General features: G+C 60.4%; 21 protein-coding genes. 9 read left to right on the top strand and 12 right to left on the bottom strand.

Annotated elements, in window-relative coordinates:
• Positions 1–129 precede the first annotated feature (129 nt).
• The gene (gene miaE / locus CUC44_RS02995) at positions 130–888 is read right to left on the bottom strand and encodes a tRNA isopentenyl-2-thiomethyl-A-37 hydroxylase MiaE (protein WP_100858507.1); all 759 of its coding nucleotides are present in this window, start codon (positions 886–888) and stop codon (positions 130–132) included.
• A 113-nt stretch (positions 889–1,001) separates the two neighbouring features.
• Positions 1,002–2,012: a LacI family DNA-binding transcriptional regulator gene (locus CUC44_RS03000; RefSeq protein WP_100858508.1), complete on the bottom strand. Its 1,011-nt coding sequence runs from the start codon at positions 2,010–2,012 to the stop codon at positions 1,002–1,004.
• Positions 2,013–2,269: 257 nt separating this feature from the next.
• Here CUC44_RS03000 and ascF point away from each other — a divergent pair, with 257 nt between their 5' ends.
• Together ascF and CUC44_RS03010 are read left to right on the top strand one after the other, a co-directional pair.
• A complete protein-coding gene (gene ascF / locus CUC44_RS03005) occupies positions 2,270–3,727 on the top strand; it encodes a PTS cellobiose/arbutin/salicin transporter subunit IIBC (RefSeq protein ID WP_100858509.1) in 1,458 nt (485 codons plus the stop codon).
• Between the two features lie 33 nt (positions 3,728–3,760).
• Positions 3,761–5,191, top strand: coding sequence for a 6-phospho-beta-glucosidase (locus CUC44_RS03010; RefSeq protein WP_100858510.1), 1,431 nt, complete (start codon positions 3,761–3,763; stop codon positions 5,189–5,191).
• Between the two features lie 85 nt (positions 5,192–5,276).
• Here CUC44_RS03010 and purF read toward each other — a convergent pair whose 3' ends face one another.
• The 7 genes from purF to lrp form a co-directional block, all read right to left on the bottom strand.
• Positions 5,277–6,797, bottom strand: a complete 1,521-nt coding sequence (gene purF / locus CUC44_RS03015; RefSeq protein ID WP_100858511.1) for an amidophosphoribosyltransferase — start codon at positions 6,795–6,797, stop codon at positions 5,277–5,279.
• An 18-nt stretch (positions 6,798–6,815) separates the two neighbouring features.
• The gene (locus tag CUC44_RS03020; RefSeq protein WP_100858512.1) at positions 6,816–7,307 is read right to left on the bottom strand and encodes a CvpA family protein; all 492 of its coding nucleotides are present in this window, start codon (positions 7,305–7,307) and stop codon (positions 6,816–6,818) included.
• Positions 7,308–7,494: 187 nt separating this feature from the next.
• A complete protein-coding gene (serS, locus tag CUC44_RS03025; RefSeq protein WP_100858513.1) occupies positions 7,495–8,790 on the bottom strand; it encodes a serine--tRNA ligase in 1,296 nt (431 codons plus the stop codon).
• 304 nt (positions 8,791–9,094) lie between these two features.
• Positions 9,095–10,432 carry a replication-associated recombination protein A gene (locus CUC44_RS03035; RefSeq protein WP_100858515.1) on the bottom strand — a complete coding sequence of 446 codons (1,338 nt, stop codon included), beginning with the start codon at positions 10,430–10,432 and terminating at the stop codon, positions 9,095–9,097.
• Positions 10,433–10,514: 82 nt separating this feature from the next.
• The gene (gene lolA, locus CUC44_RS03040; RefSeq protein ID WP_100858516.1) at positions 10,515–11,123 is read right to left on the bottom strand and encodes an outer membrane lipoprotein periplasmic chaperone LolA; all 609 of its coding nucleotides are present in this window, start codon (positions 11,121–11,123) and stop codon (positions 10,515–10,517) included.
• Between the two features lie 69 nt (positions 11,124–11,192).
• Positions 11,193–13,697, bottom strand: coding sequence for a DNA translocase FtsK (locus tag CUC44_RS03045; protein ID WP_100858517.1), 2,505 nt, complete (start codon positions 13,695–13,697; stop codon positions 11,193–11,195).
• Positions 13,698–13,895: 198 nt separating this feature from the next.
• Positions 13,896–14,387, bottom strand: a complete 492-nt coding sequence (lrp, locus tag CUC44_RS03050; RefSeq protein ID WP_005300047.1) for a leucine-responsive transcriptional regulator Lrp — start codon at positions 14,385–14,387, stop codon at positions 13,896–13,898.
• Positions 14,388–14,537: 150 nt separating this feature from the next.
• Between lrp and ald the strand changes: the two genes are divergently transcribed.
• The 3 genes from ald (at position 14,538) to CUC44_RS03065 (ending at position 18,087) form a co-directional block, all read left to right on the top strand.
• Positions 14,538–15,653, top strand: a complete 1,116-nt coding sequence (gene ald, locus CUC44_RS03055) for an alanine dehydrogenase (RefSeq protein ID WP_100858518.1) — start codon at positions 14,538–14,540, stop codon at positions 15,651–15,653.
• A 185-nt stretch (positions 15,654–15,838) separates the two neighbouring features.
• Complete coding sequence (gene trxB, locus CUC44_RS03060) at positions 15,839–16,789, top strand: thioredoxin-disulfide reductase (protein ID WP_100858519.1); 951 nt, start codon at positions 15,839–15,841, stop codon at positions 16,787–16,789.
• Between the two features lie 56 nt (positions 16,790–16,845).
• Positions 16,846–18,087, top strand: a complete 1,242-nt coding sequence (locus CUC44_RS03065; protein ID WP_100858520.1) for a diguanylate cyclase — start codon at positions 16,846–16,848, stop codon at positions 18,085–18,087.
• 113 nt (positions 18,088–18,200) lie between these two features.
• Here CUC44_RS03065 and CUC44_RS03070 read toward each other — a convergent pair whose 3' ends face one another.
• Positions 18,201–18,671: an outer membrane lipoprotein gene (locus CUC44_RS03070; RefSeq protein ID WP_100858521.1), complete on the bottom strand. Its 471-nt coding sequence runs from the start codon at positions 18,669–18,671 to the stop codon at positions 18,201–18,203.
• A 17-nt stretch (positions 18,672–18,688) separates the two neighbouring features.
• Here CUC44_RS03070 and aat point away from each other — a divergent pair, with 17 nt between their 5' ends.
• From aat to infA, 3 genes are all read left to right on the top strand, one after another.
• Complete coding sequence (gene aat, locus CUC44_RS03075; protein ID WP_100858522.1) at positions 18,689–19,396, top strand: leucyl/phenylalanyl-tRNA--protein transferase; 708 nt, start codon at positions 18,689–18,691, stop codon at positions 19,394–19,396.
• Positions 19,393–20,109, top strand: coding sequence for an arginyltransferase (locus CUC44_RS03080; protein WP_100858523.1), 717 nt, complete (start codon positions 19,393–19,395; stop codon positions 20,107–20,109). The genes aat and CUC44_RS03080 overlap by 4 nt, the downstream gene beginning before the upstream one ends.
• 68 nt (positions 20,110–20,177) lie before the next feature.
• Positions 20,178–20,396: a translation initiation factor IF-1 gene (gene infA / locus CUC44_RS03085; RefSeq protein ID WP_005300033.1), complete on the top strand. Its 219-nt coding sequence runs from the start codon at positions 20,178–20,180 to the stop codon at positions 20,394–20,396.
• 69 nt (positions 20,397–20,465) lie between these two features.
• Here infA and clpA read toward each other — a convergent pair whose 3' ends face one another.
• Both clpA and clpS read right to left on the bottom strand, forming a co-directional pair.
• Positions 20,466–22,718 (bottom strand): ATP-dependent Clp protease ATP-binding subunit ClpA, encoded by a 2,253-nt coding sequence (clpA, locus tag CUC44_RS03090; RefSeq protein ID WP_100858524.1) that lies wholly within the window; start codon positions 22,716–22,718, stop codon positions 20,466–20,468.
• 60 nt (positions 22,719–22,778) lie between these two features.
• Complete coding sequence (clpS, locus tag CUC44_RS03095; RefSeq protein WP_100858525.1) at positions 22,779–23,096, bottom strand: ATP-dependent Clp protease adapter ClpS; 318 nt, start codon at positions 23,094–23,096, stop codon at positions 22,779–22,781.
• Positions 23,097–23,324: 228 nt separating this feature from the next.
• On the opposite strand from clpS, the gene cspD reads away from it, so the two are divergent.
• Positions 23,325–23,543 (top strand): cold shock-like protein CspD, encoded by a 219-nt coding sequence (gene cspD, locus CUC44_RS03100; protein WP_005300025.1) that lies wholly within the window; start codon positions 23,325–23,327, stop codon positions 23,541–23,543.
• Positions 23,544–23,644 lie beyond the last annotated feature (101 nt).

Here is a 23,644-nt window from a genome sequence, read left to right on the forward strand (position 1 = left end):
ACTCGGGCCGTCTTCACGTCGTTTTTCGCCCATAAAAAAACCCGGCTTGTGGGCCGGGTATTGCGCTCAAAAAAGTGATTGCGTCGCTCGTAGTAGGAACACCCCAGATACTAGGTGTCCCCCCTTTTCTCAACAACTGTCAGATCTGACAGGCAGTCCGCTATGGAACCTGAACTGCGGATCCGGCGAGCAGATGAGCTCGGCCTCGATGGCGCCGAAGAAGGCCACCCGCTCGCTGATGTCCTCCCCCGCATACTGCTCGGCCAGGGCCAGATAGTCCTGGTAGTGGCGCGCCTCGGAGCGCAGCAGGGAGACATAGAAGCGGCCAAGCTCCTCATCCAGATGGGGCGCTATCTTGGCAAAGCGCTCGCAGGAGCGCGCTTCTATGTAGGCGCCGATGATCATCTTGTCCACCACGGCTGCCGGCTCATAGGTGCGCACATGGGTGAGCAGGCTGCGGGCGTAGCGAGAAGCGCTGACCGGGCCGTAGGCTATGCCGCGAGCGGCCATGATTTCCAGCACCTGCTCGAAGTGATGCAACTCCTCCTGAATGAGCCGTACCATGGGAAACAGCAGGGGGTTGCGCTCGAGCTCGGCAAACACCGTAAGGTCAGCCTCCCCCATGGTGCGCTTGCCCAGGATCTCCGCCTTCTCCGGGATGGCATCCAGCTCGCGGTAGAACTCGAGTTTGGGCAGCAGGTGACGCTTGCCCTTGGGCAGACAGTAGCGGCGCACCAGGCTGTGGGCGGTCAGGGCGGCCTTGTTCTCGCAGTTGGCGTGATCGATGAGCAGGGTCGGCAACTGGGCGGGATCGCGCGCCATCTCCACCCACTCATCCGGGGTTTCACAATGCAGGAACTGGCGAACGGGGGCTAGCAGGTCATCCATCTGAACTCTTGTACTCTCTGGTTGGTATTGATTGGCATAGGTTTATGCGGCGAGGCTCGCAAAGGGCGCCCATGCTAACGGATCCGGCCCCCACTGCCCACCTCTTGATGGTCTCACGCCAGCAGGCGCTTGAGGGAGCCGCGCCGGATAAGCTTGCCATTGAAGGTGGGCAACGCCTCGGGTTCCCCCTCCTCCACCATGCTGATCAGGCGGCTGATGGTCTCCTGGATCATCTCGGTCACCGGCATCTTGACGCTGGCCAGGGACGGAATGACGTAAGGGGCCAGGGCGATGTCATCAAACCCCACTACCGAGACCTGCTCTGGCACCGACACCCCAGCCTCGTGCAACTGCTTGATGGCACCGATGGCCATGTCGTCGTTGCTGGCGATCAGGGCGCTGAAACTGGCTCCTCGCGTCAGCAGGGTCGAAACGGCGGCCGCGCCGCAGGCGGGGGTCCACTTGCCGGGGGCGATCAGCGCCTCTTGCACAGGAATGCCGTGGCGGGCCAGGGCCTCACGGTAACCGGCGAGGCGCTCTAGGCCGGTTGGCGAGTCCGCCGAGCCTGCGATAAAGGCGATCTCGGTGTGGCCCATCTCCACTAGCGTGTCCACCACGGCCGCCGCCGCGACTCGTTGATCCGAGTAGACGCAGTGGCTGTGATGGCGCAGCAGCCGGCGGTTGAGCACAATAATGGGCTGGGGATGCTGCTCTATGATCTCGTCCATCTGCTCGACACTGAGGAAACGGGGATAGATGATGACGCCGTCACAGCGCGAGTCCAGCAGGTACTGGATGGCCTGGCGCTCCTCTTCGGCGCTGTGCTTGCCGTCCGCCAGGATCAGCTGGCGGCCCCGCGCCTCCGTCATCCGCGCCGCATGGGAGAGCAGTTCGCTGAAATAGACGCCGTGATACAGGGTGTTGGTCACCACCAGTCCCAGGGTCTGGGTATTCTTGGTCGCCAGTTGCCTCGCCACCAGGTTGGGGCGGTAACCGCTCTCCTCGATGGCCTGAAACACCCGATCCCGGGTCTCCTGGCTGGTGTAGCCGTTGCCCGACAACACCCGGGAGACAGTCGCCTTCGACACCCCTGCCCGCCTTGCCACCTCCAGCATGGTCGTCATCTTGTTTCATCCCTTCATTTCGACGGGCCGCAGTGTACTGCACGGGACCCGCTTGTGCTAACGGGAATGGGCACAGGCCGCCCCTTTCAGTGATCCCATTCACGGTTCTGCACAATGGTGGTGCGACCGCCTTGTCTACAAGTATGAAACTACGCATGCTATGTGGAACCGGTTCCACAATTTTGTTTCATTCCCGTTCTTCTCGTCGTCACCGACGGGGATCGACAGGCCCCATTTGGTAAAAAGGATACGACTCGATGTCAAAGAACTATGCGGCCCTGGCCGGCAAGGTCATCACGGCCCTCGGCGGAACCGGCAACATCGTCGCCGTGACCCACTGCATGACGCGCCTGCGCTTCGTGCTGCAAGACCCCGCCTTGGTAGACAGCTCTGTGCTCAAGGCCACTGCCGGGGTGCTTGGGGTGGTCAGCAGTGACAACCAGTGCCAGGTGATCATCGGCAACATGGTCTCCCACGCCTATCGCGAGGTGCTTGCCCAACTGCCACAAGGCGCACAGGGAGACATGCCAGCGGCCAAGCCAGGTTTCAGCTTCAGGCGCCTCGGGGCCGGTATCCTGGATGCGCTGATCGGCACCATGTCGCCGCTCATCCCGGCCATCATAGGCGGCTCCATGGTCAAGCTGCTGGCCATGGTGCTCAGCATGAGCGGCCTGGTCGAGGTCACCTCCCCCAGCTACATCATCCTCAACGCCATCGGTGATGGTGCCTTCTTCTTCCTGCCCCTGATGGTGGCGGCCTCGGCGGCGGTCAAGTTCAAGACCAATGTGTCGCTGGCCATCGCCATCGCCGGCGTGCTGGTGCACCCGAGCTTCATCGAGCTGATGGCCAGAGCCGCCCAGGGGGAGCAGGTCAGCTTCGCCTATATCCCGGTCACCGCGGTGAAATACACCTACACAGTCATTCCGGCCCTGGTGATGACCTGGTGCCTCTCCTATATCGAGCGCTGGGTGGACAGGATCACCCCGGCGGTGACCAAGAACTTCTTGAAACCCATGCTGATCGTGCTCATCGCCGCGCCGCTCGCCATCCTGCTTATCGGCCCCATCGGCATCTGGATTGGCACCGCCATCTCGGGCCTGGTCTACACGGTCCACGACTACCTCGGCTGGCTGTCGGTGGCCATCATGGGGGCCCTGTGGCCGCTGCTGGTGATGACCGGCATGCACCGGGTGTTCACCCCCACCATCATCCAGACCATCGCCGAGACCGGTAAAGAAGGCATGGTGATGCCTTCCGAAATCGGCGCCAACCTCTCCCTCGGCGGCTCTTCCCTGGCGGTCGCCTGGAAGACCCGTAACCCCGAGCTGCGCCAGACCGCGCTCGCGGCGGCCGCCTCCGCCATCATGGCGGGGATCTCCGAGCCCGCTCTCTATGGCGTGGCCCTGCGCCTGAAGCGGCCGCTCATCGCCAGCCTCATCAGCGGCTTCATCTGCGGCGCCGTGGCCGGCATGGCGGGGCTCGCCAGTCACTCCATGGCAGCACCGGGCCTCTTTACCAGCGTGCAGTTCTTCGATCCGGCCAACCCCATGACCATCGTCTGGGTGTTCGCCGTGATGGCGCTCTCCGTGGTGCTCTCCTTCATCCTGACCCTGCTGATGGGATTTGAAGACATTCCGGTTGAGAAAGAGCGCCCCAAAACCGCCGCCGAGGAAGCCGCGCCGACACTGCAGATCAAGACAGCCGCCAGCCTGTGAATTTCCATCACCTGACATGACAAGAGGTAACAGATGTCGGTAACCAGATTTCCCCAAGACTTCCTCTGGGGCGGCGCTCTGGCCGCCAACCAGGCGGAAGGCGGCTATCGCGAGGGTGGCAAGGGGCTGACCACGGTGGACATGATCCCCCACGGCCCGAGCCGCATGGCGGTCAAACTCGGCCAGGAGAAGCGCTTCACCCTGCGAGGCGACGAGTATTATCCGAGCCACGACGCCATCGGTTTTTATCATCACTACCAGGAAGACATAGCCCTGATGGCAGAGATGGGCTTCAGCGTGTTTCGCACTTCCATCGCCTGGAGCCGGCTCTATCCGAAAGGGGATGAACTGACGCCCAACCAGGAAGGCATCGCCTTCTATCGGGCGGTGTTCGAAGAGTGCCGCAAATACGGTATCGAGCCCCTGGTGACCCTGTGCCACTTCGACGTGCCCCTGCACCTGGTGGTGGAGTACGGCTCCTGGCGCAATCGCCAGATGGTGGAGTTCTTCACCCGCTACGCCCGCACCTGTTTCGAGGCCTTCGATGGGCTGGTGAAGTACTGGCTCACCTTCAACGAGATCAACATCATGCTGCACAGCCCCTTCTCCGGCGCCGGTCTGGTGTTTGAGGAAGGGGAAGATCAGGAGCAGGTGAAGTATCAGGCCGCCCACCACGAGCTCATTGCGAGCGCCCTGGCGACCCGGATTGCCCACGAGGTAAACCCCCGTAACCAGGTCGGCTGCATGCTGGCGGGGGGCAACTTCTACCCCTACTCCTGCAAGCCGGAAGATGTGTGGGCTGCGCTTCAAAAAGAGCGGGAGAACCTGCTGTTTATCGATGTGCAGGCCAGAGGCGCCTACCCCAGCTACGCCGCCAGCCTGTTTCGCGACAAGGGCATAGCACTCGTCAAGGAGGCCGGGGATGATGAGATCCTCAAGCACACGGTCGATTTCGTCTCTTTCAGCTACTACGCCTCCCGCTGCGCCTCCGCCGACATGAACGCCGGCAACACCAGCGCGGCCAACGTGGTCAAGTCTCTGCGCAATCCTCATATCGAGGTGAGCGAATGGGGCTGGGGCATCGATCCCCTCGGCCTTCGCATCACCATGAACACCCTGTACGACCGCTACCAGAAGCCGCTGTTCCTGGTGGAGAACGGCCTCGGCGCCGTCGATGTGCCGAACGAGCAGGGCGAGATAGAGGATGATTACCGCATCGCCTACCTGCGCGAGCATATCCGCGCCATGGGGGATGCCATCGCTGACGGCATCCCCCTCATGGGTTACACCAGCTGGGGCTGCATCGATCTGGTGGCCGCCTCCACCGGCGAGATGAGCAAGCGCTACGGTTTCGTGTACGTGGACAGGGATGATGCCGGCAAGGGCACATTGGCCCGCAGGCGCAAGAAGTCGTTCTGGTGGTACCGACAGGTGATCGCCAGCAAGGGCGAGGATCTGGCGTAACGAGGCGCTGCAAACCAGCAAAAAAAGAGGGGGGCTCAGGCCCCCCTCTTCGTTTCATCTCATTTCATCGACGGCGAGAAAACGTTTAACTGCCTTCGTTAAAAATTTCCAGGTTGCTGGAGCCTTCCTGCCACTCGCGCACGGCCTTGTTGTCGTCGCTGCGCATGGCGTTGAGGTGATCCAGATAGCCCTGATCCACGTCCGAGGTGACGTAGTGGCCGTTGAACACCGAGGTCTCGAAGTGGCGCAGCTCGGGGTTGATCTCCCGCACCGCCTCCTCCAGATCTTCCAGATCCTGGAAGATGAGGCCGTCGGCACCGATGAGCGCACACACCTCTTCCACTTCCCGGCCATGGGCGATCAGCTCGTTGGCAGTGGGCATGTCGATGCCGTAGACGTTGGGGAAGCGAATTTCCGGGGCGGCGGAGGCAAAGTAGACCTTGGCGGCGCCGGCTTCCCGTGCCATCTGGATGATCTGCTCGGAGGTGGTGCCACGGACGATGGAGTCATCCACCAGCAATACCTTCTTGCCCTTGAACTCGGAGCCGATGGCGTTGAGCTTGCGGCGCACCGACTTCTTGCGCTGGGTCTGGCCCGGCATGATGAAGGTACGGCCTATGTAACGGTTCTTCACGAAGCCCTGACGGTACGGCAGGTCCAGGGTGTGGGCGATTTCCAGCGCCACGTCGCAGGAGGTCTCGGGGATGGGGATGACCACATCGATGTCGAGCTCTTCCCACTCGCGGGCGATCTTCTTGCCCAGCTTGCGACCCATGTTGAGGCGGGCGGCGTAGACGGAGACTTTGTCGATGCAGGAGTCGGGACGCGCGAAGTAGACGTACTCGAAGATGCAGGAGCTCATCTGCGGGTTTTCGGCGCACTGCTCGGAGAAGAGCTGGCCCTGCTCCGTGATGTAGATGGCCTCCCCCGGTGCGACGTCACGCACGGTCTCGAAACCGATGGCGTCGAGCGCCACGCTCTCGGAGGCGAGCATGTACTCCACCTGGCCCTGTTCGTCGGCGCGACGACCCAGGATCAGCGGGCGGATGCCGTTCGGGTCACGGAAACCGATGAGGCCATGACCTATCACCAGGGTGACCACGGCGTAGGCGCCGCGGATCTGCTGATGGGTCTTGCGCACCGCGGCGAAGATGTCCGCCGGGGCCAGCGCCATCTTGTCACACAGATCCAACTCGTGGGCCAGCACGTTCAGCAACACTTCGGAGTCCGAGGTGGTGTTGATGTGGCGGCGGGCCACCTTGAACTGCTGCTCCTTGAGCACCTTGGCGTTGGTGAGGTTGCCGTTATGGGCCAGCACCATGCCGTAGGGAGAGTTGACGTAAAACGGTTGGGCTTCTGCGGCACTGGAGCTGCCGGCGGTGGGATAGCGGACATGTCCTATGCCGATATTCCCTTTCAGCCGCTGCATGTGACGCACTTCAAACACATCCTTCACCAGGCCGTTGGCCTTGCGTTGCCGGAAGTTTCCACTGTCAATGGTCACGATCCCGGCGGCATCCTGTCCCCTGTGCTGCAACACCGTCAAGGCGTCGTAGAGGGCCTGATTGACGGGGGTGGTGCCAACTATACCGACAATACCACACATGTCTTTGCTACCTCGAAGTCACTGTACCGGTTGAATGAAACTAGATGAGCTCTGTATGAACCCGAAAAACCACTGGATCACCGGCTTGAACTCGGGAACCAGCTTGGACGCCGCCCACCAGTCGCTCTGGGAGAGACTGGTGAAGGTATCCATAAAAAACAGCAGGGCACTGACGATCAGTACCCCGCGAATGGCGCCAAAACAGATGCCGAGCACCCGATCCGTCCCGGACAGGCCGGTCTTGTCGACCAAGAGCCCCACCACATAGTTCACCACGCTGCCGAGGATCAGGGTCGCCACGAACAGGGCGGCGATGGCCAGGCCGTTGCGTACCAGGGCGTCGGAGAAGGAGGTGAAGTAAACGGCGAGATCGGGATAGAAATGGCTGGCGATGAAGAAGGCAATAAACCAGGTGACGAGGGACATGGCCTCCTTGACGAAGCCGCGCACCAGGCTGATGAGGGCGGAAAAACCGATGATGCCGATGATGGCGTAATCAATCCAGACCATAGAAACGGGTGTCCTGCGAAATTGCGGCGCAGTCTAACAAAAACGATTGCGCAATGCTTGATAAAATTGTGTTAAAGGTTCAATGCGGCGCCGATGGAGACTGGTTTTCTCCTTCAAAAACGATTGAACGGCGCCCAAATGCACAACGCCATGGCACTGCCATGGCGTTGTCGTTACCCCTGTCGGCTTAGCCGATATGGGTCAGGCCGCCCATGTAGGATTGCAGCGCCGCCGGGATGGCGATGCGGCCATCGGCCTGCTGGTAGTTCTCCATCACGGCCACCAGGGTGCGACCCACCGCCAGGCCGGAGCCGTTCAGGGTGTGCAGCAGTTGGGGCTTGCCGTCGATGCGTACCCGGCCCTGCATGCGACGGGCCTGGAAGTCGGTGCAGTTGGAGACGGACGAGATCTCGCGATAGGTGTCCTGAGCCGGCAGCCAGACTTCCAGATCGTAGGTCTTGGCGGCGCAGAAGCCCATGTCGCCGGTGGCCAGCGCCATCACGCGGTACGGCAGCTCCAGCAGTTGCAGCACCTTCTCGGCGTGACCCACCATCTCTTCCAGCGCATCCCAGGATTTCTCCGGGTGTACCAGTTGGACCATCTCGACCTTGTCGAACTGGTGCATGCGGATGAGGCCACGGGTGTCACGGCCATAGGAGCCCGCTTCGGAGCGGAAGCAGGGGCTGTGGGCGGTCATCTTGATGGGCAGGTCCTGCTCGTCGAAGATCTCGTCGCGGGCCATGTTGGTCAGCGGCACTTCGGAGGTCGGGATCAGGGAGAACTTGCGCACATGCCCCTCTTCGTCCCCTTCCCCATTGATACCGGTATTGAAGAGATCTTCGGAGAATTTCGGCAGTTGACCGGTGCCATACAGGCTGTCCGGGTTCACCAGGTAAGGCACATAGCATTCGGTGTAACCGTGCTGCTGGGTGTGCAGGTCCAGCATGAACTGCGCCAGGGCGCGGTGCAGGCGGGCAATCTGACCCTTCATCACCACGAAGCGGGCACCGGAGAGCTTGACCCCGTTCTTGAAGTCCACGCCCTTGGCCGCTTCGCCGAGATCGATGTGATCGCGCACCGGGAAGTCGAACGCGCGCGGGGTACCCCAGCGGCGCACTTCCACGTTGTCGTTCTCATCGCGGCCGACCGGGGTGGTGTCGCTCGGCAGGTTCGGGATGGCGTCGGAGATGGCCTTGATGCCGGCCAGCAGGACGTCCAGCTCGACCTTGCTGGTCTCGAGCTCTTCGTTGATCTTGGTAACTTCCGCTTTCAGCGGGGCCACATCTTCACCACGACGAGCCGCCTCACCGATGGACTTGGAGCGGGCGTTGCGCTCGGCCTGCAGCTCCTGGGTGCGGGACTGCAGATCCTTGCGTTTCTCTTCCAGAGCGTTGACAGCAGCTACGTCCAAAACGTAGCCACGTGTCGCCAGACGAGCGGCAGCCTCTTCGATATCGCTGCGCAGATATTTGGGATCCAGCATGGTTTACCTACTTTTTTCAATGGGATCTGAGCCCTGGGCATACACCCTGGCGAGAAAACAGATCCGGAAGTTAACATCGGTTGGCGCACCCCAGTCGTCTTTAAGAAGAAGGTTGAGTCTTTCCAGCCTTCAAAATCAAGAAGATGGCACCAGGCCAAGACAAACGGGGTCAGAGGGGCAGTGTAGCAGACCGCCCCCCCGCCCGAACAGGGACTAAGCGGTCGTTTTTAGCAAGTTTGCGCGCCGGAGCGAAGAGGGATCCGCCCCGCCGGGACATTGCGCTGCCATGGCTCGAAAAAAGGGCTTATTTGTCCCGCCGTTTCGGGCTTTGACTATCCAGTTCACGCAGATAATCGAGTTTCTGGCCGATTTGCTTCTCCAGACCCCGGTCGGTGGGCTGGTAGTAGTGCTTGCCGGCAAGCTCGGGGGGGAAGTAGCTCTCGCCGGCGGCGTAGGCGCCGGGCTCGTCGTGAGCGTAGCGGTACTCGGCGCCGTAGCCGAGCTCGCTCATCAACTTGGTCGGGGCGTTGCGAAGGTGGGGTGGCACCTCGAAGTCCGGCAGGTTTTTGGCGTCATTGAGCGCCGCTTTCCAGGCGGTGTAGACCGCATTGCTCTTGGGCGCGCAGGCGAGGTAGACGATGGCCTGGGCGATGGCCCGCTCCCCTTCCGCCGGACCGATGCGGTGGAAGCAGTCCCAGGCTGACAGCGCCACCTGCATGGCGCGGGGATCCGCGTTGCCCACGTCTTCCGAGGCGATGGCCAGCAGCCGGCGCGCGATATAGAGGGGATCGCAGCCTGCGCTCACCATGCGGGCATACCAGTAGAGGGCCGCATCCGGCGCAGAGCCACGGATGGACTTGTGCACCGCCGAGATGAGGTCGTAGAAGTGATCGCCCCCCTTATCGAAACGGGCCACATGCTCCCCCACCACCGCGGCCAGCAGGGCACTGTCGATAAGACGCTGACCCTTGCCGTCGGCCTCGGCCATGTCGGCCAAGAGCTCCAGATAATTGAGGGACTTGCGGCCATCGCCATCCACGGCCTTGGCCAGGGCTTCCTTCACCCCGGGGGCGAAACATAAAGTCGGATCATTGAGGCCACGAGCATCGGTCATGGCCTGATCGATCATGGCGAGGATCTCCTCCTCTTCCAGCCGTTTGAGCAGATAGACCCGGGCCCGGGAGAGCAGTGCGTTGTTGAGCTCGAACGAGGGGTTTTCGGTGGTGGCGCCGATGAAGGTGATGGTGCCGTCTTCGATGTGGGGCAGGAACACATCCTGCTGGCTCTTGTTGAAACGGTGCACCTCGTCCACGAACAGGATGGTGCGCACCCCGCGCCAGCTGTTCTCTTTCGCCTTATCGATGGCGGCGCGGATCTCCTTGATGCCAGAGGTGACCGCAGAGAGCCGCTCCACCTCGGCCTGGCAGTAGTGCGCCATCAGCTCTGCGAGGGTAGTCTTGCCGGTACCCGGCGGCCCCCACAGGATCATGGAGTGGCAATGACCCGCCAGTATGGCTTTGCGCAGGGGCTTGTCCGCCCCCAGGATATGCTGCTGACCTATGTACTGGTCGAGATTTTGCGGCCGCATGCGGGCTGCCAGCGGCCGAAAGTCCGACGAAAAGTCCAGGGATAAGTTGCTCATCAGGGTTGCTCGTCCAAGAGAGAGCAGACCGCCAGCGGGCAAGCGTGCGATGACGCGCCGAGTGGCGGCCTGCCCCTGCTCATCAGCGTTGGTCGTCCAGCGTGACCCCCTTGGGGATCTTGAACACGAATTCGTTGCCCTTGAGCACCGGCTTGCGGTTGAAGCTGCTCAGGGTGAACTCGCTCCACTGGCCCTGGGCCTCTTTCACATCGAAGCGGCTGATGTTGTTCTGCCTATCGAAAGTGATGCGGAAGGAGGCGATCAGTTCGCTCGGGTCGCGGCTGGTGACGGTATAGACGTCCCCTTCCTGGGTCACGTCATAGTTCTTCCAGAGCGCGTTGTCGTTGCCGGCGATCAGCACGAAGGGGGTGTTGAGCACGGCGTCTTTGAGCTTGAGGGCGGTGACCTGCTCGACGAAGGGGTCGTAGACCCAGACATCCTTGCCGTCGGCCACGATCAGGCTCTCGTCCGGGGTGGTGGTGTGCCAGTTGAAGCGGTTTGGCCGCTGTACCAGCAGATCCCCGCCGGCCCGTTGCAGCTCCTTGCCCTTGCTGTCATAGACCACCTGGGCAAACTTGGCGGAGAAGAGGCTCACGCCCGCCAGCTTCTGCTTGAGATCGCTGGCCGTATCGGCCCACACCTGGCTACTGGCCAGCAGCAGTACAGAACCCATCAATAATGCTTTTTTCATCACGATTCCCGTTGAAGAGGGTCAGATAAAAGGCCATGTCCGCAGACATGGCCAGGATGATATGAAGGCTTAATCACGTACCGGTGGCGGGGCCAGCACGTCGCGCTGACCGTTGCCGCCAGGGGAGCTGACGATGCCCTGGTTTTCCATCTGCTCGATGAGACGAGCCGCCCGGTTGTAGCCGATCTTGAACTTGCGCTGCACGCTGGAGGTGGAGCCACGGCGCGATTCCACCACGAAGGCTACCGCTTCGTCGAACAACGGGTCGAGCTCCTCGTCGCCGCTGCTGCCGTAGTCGCCACCGCCGCCCTCGCCGTCCGATTCACCGGAGAGGATCTCGTCGATGTAATCCGGCTCCCCGCGCAGTTTCCAGTCCGCCACCACCTTGTGTACCTCGTGGTCATCGACGAAGGCGCCGTGCACCCGGGTCGGATTGGAGGTGCCCGCCGGCATGTAGAGCATGTCACCCATGCCGAGCAGGGATTCGGCGCCGCCCTGATCCAAGATGGTGCGCGAATCTATCTTGCTCGACACCTGGAACGAGATCCGGGTCGGGATGTTGGCCTTGATGAGGCCGGTGATGACATCCACCGACGGACGCTGGGTCGCGAGGATAAGGTGAATACCGGCGGCCCGCGCCTTCTGGGCGATACGGGCGATGAGCTCTTCCACCTTCTTGCCGACGATCATCATCATGTCGGCGAACTCGTCCACCACCACGACGATGTGCGGCAGCTTCTCAAGCTCGGGCGGCATCTGATCCATGGAATCGCCCGGGCGCCACAAGGGATCCCGCAGGGGCTCACCTTCGGCGGCCGCGGCCAGCACCTTGTCGTTGTAACCCTTGAGGTTACGCACCCCGACCGCCGACATCAGCTTGTAGCGGCGTTCCATCTCGCCGACGCACCAGCGCAGGGCGTTGGCCGCGTCCTTCATGTCGGTCACGACTTCGGTCAGCAGATGGGGGATCCCCTCATAGACCGACAGCTCCAGCATCTTGGGGTCGATCATGATGAACCGCAGATCTTCCGGGGAAGACTTGTAGAGCATGGAGATGATCATGGTGTTCACCCCCACCGACTTGCCCGAGCCCGTGGTACCGGCCACCAGCAGGTGCGGCATCTTGGCGAGGTTCACCACCACGGGTTCCCCGGCGATGTCCTGGCCCAGCCCCATGGTGAGGGGGTTGCGGCTCTCGGTGAAGGCTTCGCAATCCAGGGTCTCGCGCAGGTAAACGGTCTGGCGCACCCGGTTGGGCAACTCTATGCCGACGAAGGTCTTGCCCGGGATGACTTCCACCACCCGCACGCTGCTGGCAGACAGAGAACGTGCCAGATCTCGTGACAGGTTGGTTATCTTGCTCGCCTTCATGCCAGGGGCGAGATCCAGCTCGAAGCGGGTGATGACGGGGCCTGGATAGACGCCGACCACCTTGGCCTGCACGTTGTAATCGGCGAGCTTGGCTTCCACCAGCCGGCCCATGCGCTCCAGCTCGTCCTTGCTCATCATCTGGGTCTTGGCAGGGGGACGGTCCAGCAGTTCCAGGCTCGGCAAGGGTGCCATGTTGGGCTGCGGGCGACGCTTGGCCTTGGGTGCCACGGCCACGGGTGCGGAGGGTTCATCCTCACCGTCCGCCCAGGGCAGGTCGAGATCGTCTTCGTCCTCGTTTGCCATGACCTGTTGCGGACGCGCTTTGGCGGCGCGCTTGGCCTTGGGTGCGGGGGCCTCGTCCTCGTCATCATCAAACTGCGGATCGAACTGGAAGGTATCTTCGTCCAGCTCCGGCAGCCATTGGTCAGATTTTGTCTTTTGCGCCTTGCCACCAGCCTTGGGCTTGGGGTTGCGCGTCCAGCTGCTGTGCGGTTCGTCCTCTTCGTCATCCAGATCGATGGCGCCCACGCCCCCTTCCAGCAAGGGATCCGGTCCCTCCATGCGAGGCTGACGCCAGCCACCGGTCAGCCAGCGACCCAGGGTGGTGGGGAAGTGATAGATGGCGCTGACGCTGCCGGTACAGCTGGCACCGATGCGCTCGACGATAGTGAGCCAGGACCAGCCGGTGAACAGGGTAATGCCGGTGGCCACGAAGCAGAGCAGCATCAGGTTGGCACCGACGCCGCCAAAGAGCGGTACCACGGCGGAGGCGATGACATCCCCCACCAGGCCGCCGGCGGAGAAGTTCTGCAAGTCGTTGAAATTCATGCTGGCGATGGCGGACATGCCGAGCACGGTCAGCACGAACCCTATGATGCGCACCGACAGGGTCAGATAATCCACCTCCAGCAGCTTGCTCGGACGCCAAAACAGGCTCCAGCCAAGCAGCACCACCAGGGGCGGAACCAGATAAGAGAAGGCACCAAAGGTGAACATGGTGATATCGGCGAGCCAGGCACCGGCGCTACCTGCCAGGTTCTTCACCTCCCCCTGCCAGGAGGTCTGGGACCAACCGGGATCGGCGGGGTGATAGGTCAACAGGGCAAGCAAGAGATAGGCAGCCATCAGGGTGATGGCGATCAAGACGGCCTCGAAGATCCGTTGTGTACCTGATAAAGGAGTAAACAGCTTTTTATCGGCCAAACTCCGGCTCCTTTCTGAAAACATGTAATGCGGGGATAGGGGGCCTAGTATCCCTGAAAAGCCCACCGATTGTCAGCCTGTGCCTGAGGGCGGGGCCATGTTTACGACCAGGCTGATAAGAAGAAACGAGCGGACCAGCCGCTCGTTTCTGACTATCGTGACTCGTCATTGAACTTGCAAGTCACAGCATAACCCGGCTTAACGGGTGCTGATTACCAGACGACTACTCTGTTTGACTTCTTCCATCACCACATAGGTGCGAGTGTCATTGACGCCGGGCAGACGCAGCAGGGTTTCCCCCAGCAAGCGGCGGTAGGCCGACATGTCGCTCACACGGGTCTTGAGCAGATAGTCAAAATCGCCGGAGACCAGATGGCACTCCTGGATCTCTTCGAGTACCTGAACAGCCTTGTTGAACTGCTCAAATACGTCGGGAGCGCCGCGATTCAGGGTAATTTCCACGAATACCAGCAGGGACGCGTCAAGATAATGAGGGTTCAGAATAGCGGCATATCCTTCGATATAACCTTGTCGCTCGAGGCGACGAACCCGTTCAAGACACGGTGTAGGACTCAGGCCAACTCGTTTGGACAACTCAACATTCGAAATCCTGCCGTCCTTTTGCAGTTCGTTCAAAATGTTGCGGTCAATCCTGTCCAAATCCTTCAGCCGACTCTTAGCTTCCATCATTTAATTCCATCCTTTGGCTATTTTTTGGTAAGAATCACCAGTCATTTTATAATAATGGTCACAAATCCTGTCAATACCTGAATATACTAGGCGCAAATGCCGCTTAACATTACCGCAACATAAACCACCAATCGATAGACGAGGGATAGCATGATTATCGGTGTACCTAAGGAAATAAAAAACCATGAATATCGCGTAGGCATGGTTCCAGCCAGTGTACGTGAACTAACAGCACGAAACCATACTGTTTTCGTTCAAAGCGGGGCAGGAAGTGGCATTGGCTTCAGTGACGCAGATTATCTGGCTGCCGGAGCCGAAATTTTGGCCTCCGCTGCCGATGTTTTCGCCAAGGCCGAGATGATCGTCAAGGTGAAGGAACCCCAGGCGGTCGAACGCGCCATGTTGCGCCCGGGTCAGACCCTGTTCACCTACCTGCATCTGGCGCCAGACCTGGCTCAGACCCGGGATCTCATCGACAGCGGCGCCGTCTGCATCGCCTACGAAACCGTCACCGACGGCCGTGGTGGCCTGCCCCTGCTGGCCCCCATGTCGGAAGTGGCCGGACGCATGTCTATTCAAGCCGGTGCCCAGGCACTGGAGAAATCCCGCGGTGGTAGCGGCGTGCTGCTCGGTGGCGTGCCCGGGGTAGAGCCGGCCAAGGTGGTGATCATAGGTGGCGGTGTGGTTGGCTCCAATGCGGCCCGCATGGCCATCGGTCTGCGTGCGGACGTCACCATCCTCGACAACAACATCGACACCCTGCGTCGCCTCGACAGCGAATTCCAGGGCGCCGCCAAGGTGGTCTACTCCAACCGCGAGACCCTGGAGCGCCACATCTTGTCTGCCGACCTGGTCATCGGCGGCGTGCTGGTACCTGGTGCCACTGCGCCAAAACTTGTCAGCCGTGACCACATTGCGCGCATGAAGCCGGGCTCGGCCGTGGTCGACGTGGCCATCGATCAGGGCGGCTGCGTGGAAACCTCCCACGCCACCACCCACCAGGACCCGACCTTCATCGTCGATGACGTGGTGCACTATTGTGTGGCCAACATGCCGGGCGCCGTGGCGCGGACCTCGACCGTGGCCCTCAACAATGCCACCCTACCCTTCATCATCCGGCTGGCAGAGCAGGGTTATCGCAATGCCTTGCTAAGCGACCCCCATCTGCTGCATGGCCTGAACGTGATGGCCGGCAAGCTGACCTGCCGGGAAGTGGCCGAGGCGCACAACCTGGCCTACACGGATCCCCTGACCCTGTTGAACTGATCGCCTATCCCGCAAGGGCAGACCGATGAGTGAAAATCCGCCCGCGATGGGCGGTTTTTTTATGGCGAAAACCATGCCATCCCCTCCTCTGCCGGGCGATTGCCACAATCGATACGCTGGCCTTTGACCCCGGATCACGAATTACCTACAATCGCGCAAACTCATCACGTCTCGGAAATCACATCATGAGCCAAGTTACTCACAGCAAACTGCTGATCCTGGGATCCGGTCCGGCGGGTTACACCGCGGCCGTCTATGCAGCCCGCGCCAACCTCACCCCCCTGCTGATCACCGGCATGCAGCAAGGTGGTCAGCTGACCACCACCACCGAAGTGGAAAACTGGCCAGGTGACGCGGAAGGGCTGACCGGCCCGGCCCTGATGGAGCGCATGCAAGCCCATGCGGAGAAATTCGATACCCGCATCCTGTTTGATCACATCAATGAAGTGGAGCTGACCCAGCGTCCGTTCCGCCTCAAGGGTGACAACGGCGAATACAGCTGCGATGCACTGATCATCGCCACCGGCGCCTCCGCCAAATACCTGGGCCTGCCCTCCGAAGAGGCGTTCAAGGGTCGCGGCGTCTCCGCCTGCGCCACCTGCGACGGCTTCTTCTATCGCAACCAGGAAGTGGCCGTGGTCGGCGGCGGCAACACCGCCGTGGAAGAGGCGCTCTATCTGGCCAACATCGCCAAGAAGGTGCACCTCATTCATCGCCGCGACGAGTTCCGCGCCGAGAAGATCCTGATCAAGCGCCTGCACGACAAGGTCGCGAGCGGCAATATCGTGCTGCACACCCACCAGACCCTGGACGAAGTGCTGGGCGACGAGATGGGCGTGACCGGCGTGCGCCTGCGCAGCACCCGCGACGATTCCACCTCCGAGCTGCCGCTGATGGGGGTCTTTATCGCCATCGGTCACCAACCCAACACCCAGATCTTCGCCGGCCAGCTGGCAATGGAAAATGGCTACCTCAAGGTTCGCGGCGGGCTGGAAGGCTTCGCCACCCAGACCAGCATCCCGGGCGTGTTTGCCGCAGGGGACGTGGCCGACCATGTCTACCGTCAGGCCATCACCTCGGCCGGCACCGGCTGCATGGCCGCACTGGATGCGGAGCGATATCTGGACGCACAATAAGCGTAAGGATATAAAGGGCATGCCAATGGGCATGCCCTTTTCTTTTAAGGAGCCGGATGAAACGAAAAATATTGATAGTCGAAGATAGCCTGACGATCCGCCGCATGCTGATCCAGGCCATCGCCCAGCAGACGGGGCTGGAGATCGATGCCTTCGATACCCTGGCGGGTGCCCGTCACTGCCGGGGAGAGGAGTATGTGGTCGCCTTGGTGGATCTCACCCTGCCGGATGCCCCGAGCGGAGAAGCGGTCAAGGTGTTGCTGGAGCAGGGTCTGCCTGTGGTCATTCTCACCGCCGACATCAGCGAGGACAAGCGGGAAGCCTGGCTCGAGGCCGGGGTGCTGGATTACGTGATGAAGGATTCGCGCCACTCCCTGCAGTACGCCGTCAGCCTGGTGCATCGCCTCTACCTCAATCAGGCCATCGAGGTGCTGGTAGTCGATGACTCCCTCACCTCCCGCCATCGCACCATGGCCCAGTTGCGCAAGCAGCTGCTGCAGGTACACGAGGCCAACTGCGCCAAGGATGCCCTGGTAAGCCTGGAGCAGAACCCGGCCATCCGGTTGGTACTGGTGGATTACTACATGCCGGAGATCGATGGCATCAGCCTGGTGCGCATGTTGCGCGAGCGCTACAGCAAGCAGCAGCTCGCCATCATCGGCATCTCGGTGTCGGACAAGCACGGCCTCTCCGCCCGTTATCTCAAGCAGGGGGCGAACGACTTTCTCAACCAGCCGTTTGAACCCGAAGAGCTGCAGTGCCGGGTCAGCCACAACCTGGAGGCGTTGGAGCAGTTCAACAGCATTCAGGAATCGGCCAATCGCGACTACCTGACCGGGCTCTACAACCGGCGCTACTGGTTCAACGAGGGGCAGAAGTGGTTTGAGGAGCATCAGCGCCAACAGACGCAGCTCGCCCTGTGTGTGCTGGACGTGGATCACTTCAAGCAGGTCAACGATCACTGGGGCCATGCCATCGGCGATCAGCTGCTCTGCCACCTGACCCGGCTGCTCGCCCAGTTCTTCCCCGATGCCATGATCGCCCGTTTCGGCGGCGAAGAGTTCGCCCTGATGGTGCCCCACTGCACCGTGCCCGTCTTGCTCAAGCGGCTGGAAGGGCTGCGCCAGCAGCTGCGCCAGCAACCCTTGTCCCGGGAAGTCCCCCTGTTCGTGCGCGCCAGTTTCGGCGTCATCAAGGTCGGGCGGCTCTCCATGGACGAGGCACTGAGCGAAGCGGATCGCCAGCTGTATCAGGCGAAGAATACGGGTCGCGACAAGATAGTGTCTCAGGACACCTGAGCGAGCCTCGCCCAGGTATTCCGTGTAGTTCCGCTCGGCTGACCGTTTTAGGTCATCGCCGGGCTATTTTTTCCCTCGATTGCCACTCTCGTTTCCGCACTCTACCGCCCGTTTCAATAGGTTTTGTCGACCCGCACCCCGTCGCTGAAGTAGAGGATGCGCACCTTGTCGCCACTGGCAAACACCATGGCCGGATCGTAATCCTGGATCACGTTGATGAGCCCGTCCTGCTCGTTGCGAATGAGCAGCTCCACCAGCTTGTTCTCCACCACGCTGCCACCCGACTGGTAGTGCTGCGCCGCCGCCGCCCCGGCGAGTGCCCCCACTGCGGTGGCAATTTCACGGCCATGGCCGCCGCCAAACTGGTTGCCAAGCAGCCCACCCAATACGGCGCCCCCCAGGGTTTTCCAGCCACTGTGTTCGGACTCCACAATCTGACGCTGGGTGATGTTGCGCACCGTATCTACCTGGCCAAACACCACCTGATCCACGGGGCGCGCCGTGTTGCGCTCATAGGGCGCGGCCCAGGCGGGCGCCGTGACAAAGCCAAGCAAGCTGGATACTATCAGGATAATGGCCTTCATCTATGAACCTCTGTCTTATGTCTCGCTATCTTACCCAACTGGATGATGAGCTGTGCTGGTTCCCCGCCCCCAGCCATGCGCTGGAAGAACCCAACGGCCTGCTGGCCATCGGAGGGGATCTCTCCCCTGAACGTCTGCTGGCAGCTTATCACAGGGGGATCTTCCCTTGGAATGAGCCCCATCAGCCCCTGCTGTGGTGGTCACCGGACCCGAGGGGCGTGGTCGAACCCGACCAGCTGCATATAGGTCGCAGCCTGCACAAATTTATCCGTGGCAGCTCATTCGATATTTCCATCGATCGCGCCTTTAATGAGGTGATAGCGGCCTGCGCCGCACCCCGTCGCAGTGCCAGTGGAACCTGGATCAGTACGCCCATGATCGACGCCTATCAGCAACTTCATCGCCTCGGCCACGCCCACTCCATCGAAGTCTGGCAGGATGGCCAGCTGCAGGCTGGGCTCTACGGTCTCTCCCTCGGCCGCGTCTTCTGCGGCGAGTCCATGTTCAGCCGCATCGATAACGGTGCCAAACTGGCCATGGTGGCGCTCTGCCGTCACTTCCATCGCCATGGCGGCGCCCTCATCGACTGCCAGATGCAAAACGACTTCCTGGCCACCCTGGGCATTCAGCAGTGGCCCAGAAGCCGGTTTCTGGCCACCCTGGCAACCCTGAGCCAGCAGCCATTGCAGGATGGTTGCTGGCAGCCTAGGAGTATCAGCCTATGACCGAAGAAGTGATCCTGAAAGTCGGGCTGACCCCCAAGCATCCGTGCAGTTACCTCGGCCATGAGCAGGAGCAGTTGCTGGTACTGATGGATCATGAACTGCTCAACGCGGCCGGCTACGAGCGGTTGCTGACGGCGGGCTTTCGGCGCAGCGGCAACGATATCTACCGCCCCCACTGCCCCGCTTGCAGCGCCTGCCAATCCCTGCGCATCCACAGCGAGCGCTTCATGCCAAGCCGTGGCCAAAAGCGCATTCGCCAGTTGAACCGGGATCTCGAGCTGGTGCTGAGCTACGATGACAAGCCGGAATATTACCAGCTCTACGAGCGCTACATTCGCGAGCGCCACCGCGATGGCAGCATGTATCCGCCGAGCCGCACCCAGTACAAGGGATTCCTGCACTGTGACTGGATGCCGCCGCTCTATCTGGAGATGCGCAAAGAGGGCCGCCTCATCGGGGTCGCCACCACGGATCTGCTGCCCCACTCCCTGAGCGCCATGTACACCTTCTTCGATCCTGACTATGCGGATCGCTCCCTCGGCACCTTCGCCATTCTGAGTCAGTTGGAACTTGCCAAACGCACGGGTCGCAGCTGGTTGTATCTGGGCTATCTGGTGGAGGCCTGCCGCAAGATGAATTACAAGCGCCAGTACCTGCCCCACGAGCTGCTGGTGCAGGGGGAATGGAAAAAAATCGACTCCAAGCCCGAGTAAACTTTACACATAGCCTTAAATCCGGCATGATCCAGCGGTTTTTTGTTGTGGCTTATCAAGAGGATTCAATGGCTAAAGAAGACAGTATTGAGATGCAGGGTACCATTCTCGAAACCTTGCCCAATACCATGTTCCGTGTGGAACTGGAAAATGGTCACGTGGTTATCGCTCATATTTCCGGCAAGATGCGCAAAAACTACATCCGTATCCTGACTGGGGACAAAGTAACGGTGGCTCTGACTCCGTACGATCTCTCCAAGGGACGTATTGTTTTCCGCTCTCGCTAAGCCAGGAATTCAGCAAAAAACCCCAGCCTCGCGGTTGGGGTTTTTTGTCATTTCCAGCACTCGTCAGGCTTAGTGAGAGACAGCTTCAACATTGACCTGAAAATCAAAGCTGAGGCTGTTATTTACCAACTCAACCCGCACTACCCCGCCGTCCACCAGTGAACCAAACAGGATCTCATTAGCCAAAGGCTTCTTGAGATGTTCCTGAATGACCCGTCCCATGGGTCTTGCACCCATAGCCCGATCGTATCCCTTCTCGGCCAACCAGTGACGCGCCTCTTCGGAGATCTCGAGCGACACCCCCTTGGCGTCCAGTTGTACCTGCAGTTCGACGATGAACTTGTCGACCACCTGGTGGATCACCTGCATATCCAGATGGTTGAACCAGATAGTGTGATCGAGCCGGTTGCGAAATTCCGGGCTGAAGGTCTTGTTGATCACCGCCATGGCGTCGTGGCTCATGTCCTGCTGCTGGAAGCCGATGGACTTGCGCTGGGTCTCCTGCACGCCGGCGTTAGTGGTCATCACCAGGATAACGTTACGGAAATCCGCCTTGCGGCCGTTGTTATCGGTCAGGGTACCGTTGTCCATCACCTGCAGCAGCAGGTTGAACACATCCGGGTGCGCCTTCTCGATCTCATCCAGCAGCACCACGGAATGGGGGTGCTTGAGCACGGAATCGGTCAAGAGGCCGCCTTGCTCGAAACCCACATAGCCGGGAGGCGCTCCGATCAGGCGGGAGACGGTATGACGCTCCATGTACTCGGACATGTCAAAGCGCAGCACCTCAACCCCGAGCGCCTTGCCAAGCTGCTGGGTGACCTCTGTCTTGCCCACCCCGGTCGGGCCGGCAAACAGGAAGCAACCCACAGGTCTGCGCTCATTGCCAAGGCCGGAGCGTGACAGACGGATGGCGTCGGTCAGCACGGTAATGGCCTTGTCCTGGCCAAACACCACCATCTTGAGATTGCGCTCCAGGTTCTTCAGCACCTCCTTGTCGGAGGAAGAGACAGATTTCTCCGGGATGCGGGCAATCTTGGCGACGATGGCCTCAATTTCCGGCACATTGATCACTTTTTTACGCTTGCTCGCTGGCAGCAGTCGCTGCCCCGCCCCGGCCTCATCGATCACGTCGATGGCCTTGTCCGGCAGATGGCGGTCGTTGATGTATTTGGCCGAGAGCTCCACCGCAGCCCGGATCGCCTTGACGGTATAACGCACGCCATGGTGAGACTCATAACGGCTCTTGAGCCCCATCAGGATGCGAGTGGTGTCATCCACGCTCGGCTCGACGATGTCGATCTTCTGGAAGCGACGCGCCAGCGCCCTGTCTTTCTCGAAGATCTGGGAATATTCCTGATAGGTGGTGGAGCCGACGCAGCGCAGCAGCCCGTTGGAGAGCAGCGGCTTGATGAGGTTGGCCGCATCCAGCTGGCCACCGGAGGCGGCTCCCGCACCTATGATGGTGTGGATCTCGTCGATGAACAGGATGGCCCCTTCCTGGCGCTCGATCTGCTTGAGCAGCACCTTGAGGCGCTTCTCGAAATCGCCACGGTACTTGGTGCCCGCCAGCAGGGAACCCATGTCCAGTGAATAGATGGTGCTGTTCGCGATGACCTCGGGCACGTCGCCCTTGACTATGCGATAGGCCAGCCCCTCGGCGATAGCGGTCTTGCCGACACCGGCCTCCCCCACCAGCAGCGGGTTGTTCTTGCGACGGCGGCACAGCACCTGGATGGTGCGGCTCAGCTCCTGATCCCGACCGATGAGCGGATCGATGCGCCCCTCCAGCACCAGCTGGTTGAGGTTGGTGGCAAAGCTCTCTATCTGGGCAGAAGAGACATCATCGTCCGATTCGGCGTTGTTGCCACCGCTCTCGGGCTTGCTGTCTTTGCGCACGCCGTGGGACAGGAAATTCACCACATCCAGCCGGCTGACTTCGGCTTTCTTCAGGAAATAGGCAGCCTGGGACTCCTGCTCGCTGAAGATGGCGACCAACACGTTGGCGCCGCTCACCTCGGTATTGCCGGAGGACTGGACATGGAACACGGCCCGTTGCAGCACGCGCTGGAAGCCTAGGGTCGGTTGGGTTTCGCGGTCTTCGTCATCGCGGGGGATGAGCGGGGTCGTTTGATTGATGAATGCGCGGATCTCCTTGCGCATCAGCTCCACATCCGCACCACACGAACTCAGCGCCTCATGGGCTGAGCTGTTATCCAGCAGGGCTAACAACAGGTGCTCGACGGTCATGAATTCGTGGCGCTCGTCACGGGCCAGTTTGAAAGCCTCGTTCAGCGTCTTTTCTAGATCTTTGTTCAACATAGGCACCTCCCCTCAGTACAGCAACAATGTGGTGTCGTCATCGCCATCAAGTCATCAGATTCAAGCCTTTTCCATGGTACATAGCAGTGGATGTTCGTTGTTACGTGCGTAGGTGTTTACCTGGACCACCTTGGTTTCGGCAATCTCGGCAGTAAAAGTGCCGCAGACTCCCTTACCACTATAATGCACACTCAGCATGACCTGAGTCGCCTTGTCCAAGTCCATACCAAAGAACCTTTGCAGCACCTCCACCACGAACTCCATGGGCGTGTAGTCATCGTTGTTCAGCACGACCTTGTACATGGGTGGCGGTTGCAGCTTCGTTTTCTCTGCTTGTGCAATCTCTTCATTAGCAAAGAGTTCTTTCTGCTTGCTCATAATTGCGCTTTGGTACCTCTAGATTACTACCGTCTCGTCGAAGATTGTCAATAGACTTGTTAACCAGATCACATCGGTTGTTAACAACTTCTTGACTCGCTCAAAAGTTGGACTAGATTGGTTACTTGCTAATCGGCGCCCGTCTGCTATGGGCTGATGCTCTAGTTATATAAGGCTGGCGCAGGTTACTCAACGACTTCAGGGTAATCAATAAAAGGATGTAGATGTATGGCAACCGGAACAGTCAAGTGGTTCAACAACGCAAAAGGATTTGGGTTTATCTGTCCGGAAGGCGGTGGTGAAGATATCTTCGCTCACTACTCCACGATACAAATGGAAGGTTACAAGACCTTGAAAGCAGGTCAGGCAGTCAACTTTGAACTGCAGCAGGGGCCGAAAGGAAATCACGCCTCTGTCATCGTGCCAAACGAAGCACAGAACATGTAAGAGTCAAACTGGATAAATTAAAAAACGGCACGCCGCAAGGCTGCCGTTTTTTATTGGGCGTAGCTCCCGAAGAAGGAAGGCCTGGCCTTCCTTCTTGCATG

This window comes from Aeromonas lusitana (assembly GCF_002812985.1).
Lineage (GTDB): Bacteria > Pseudomonadota > Gammaproteobacteria > Enterobacterales > Aeromonadaceae > Aeromonas > Aeromonas lusitana.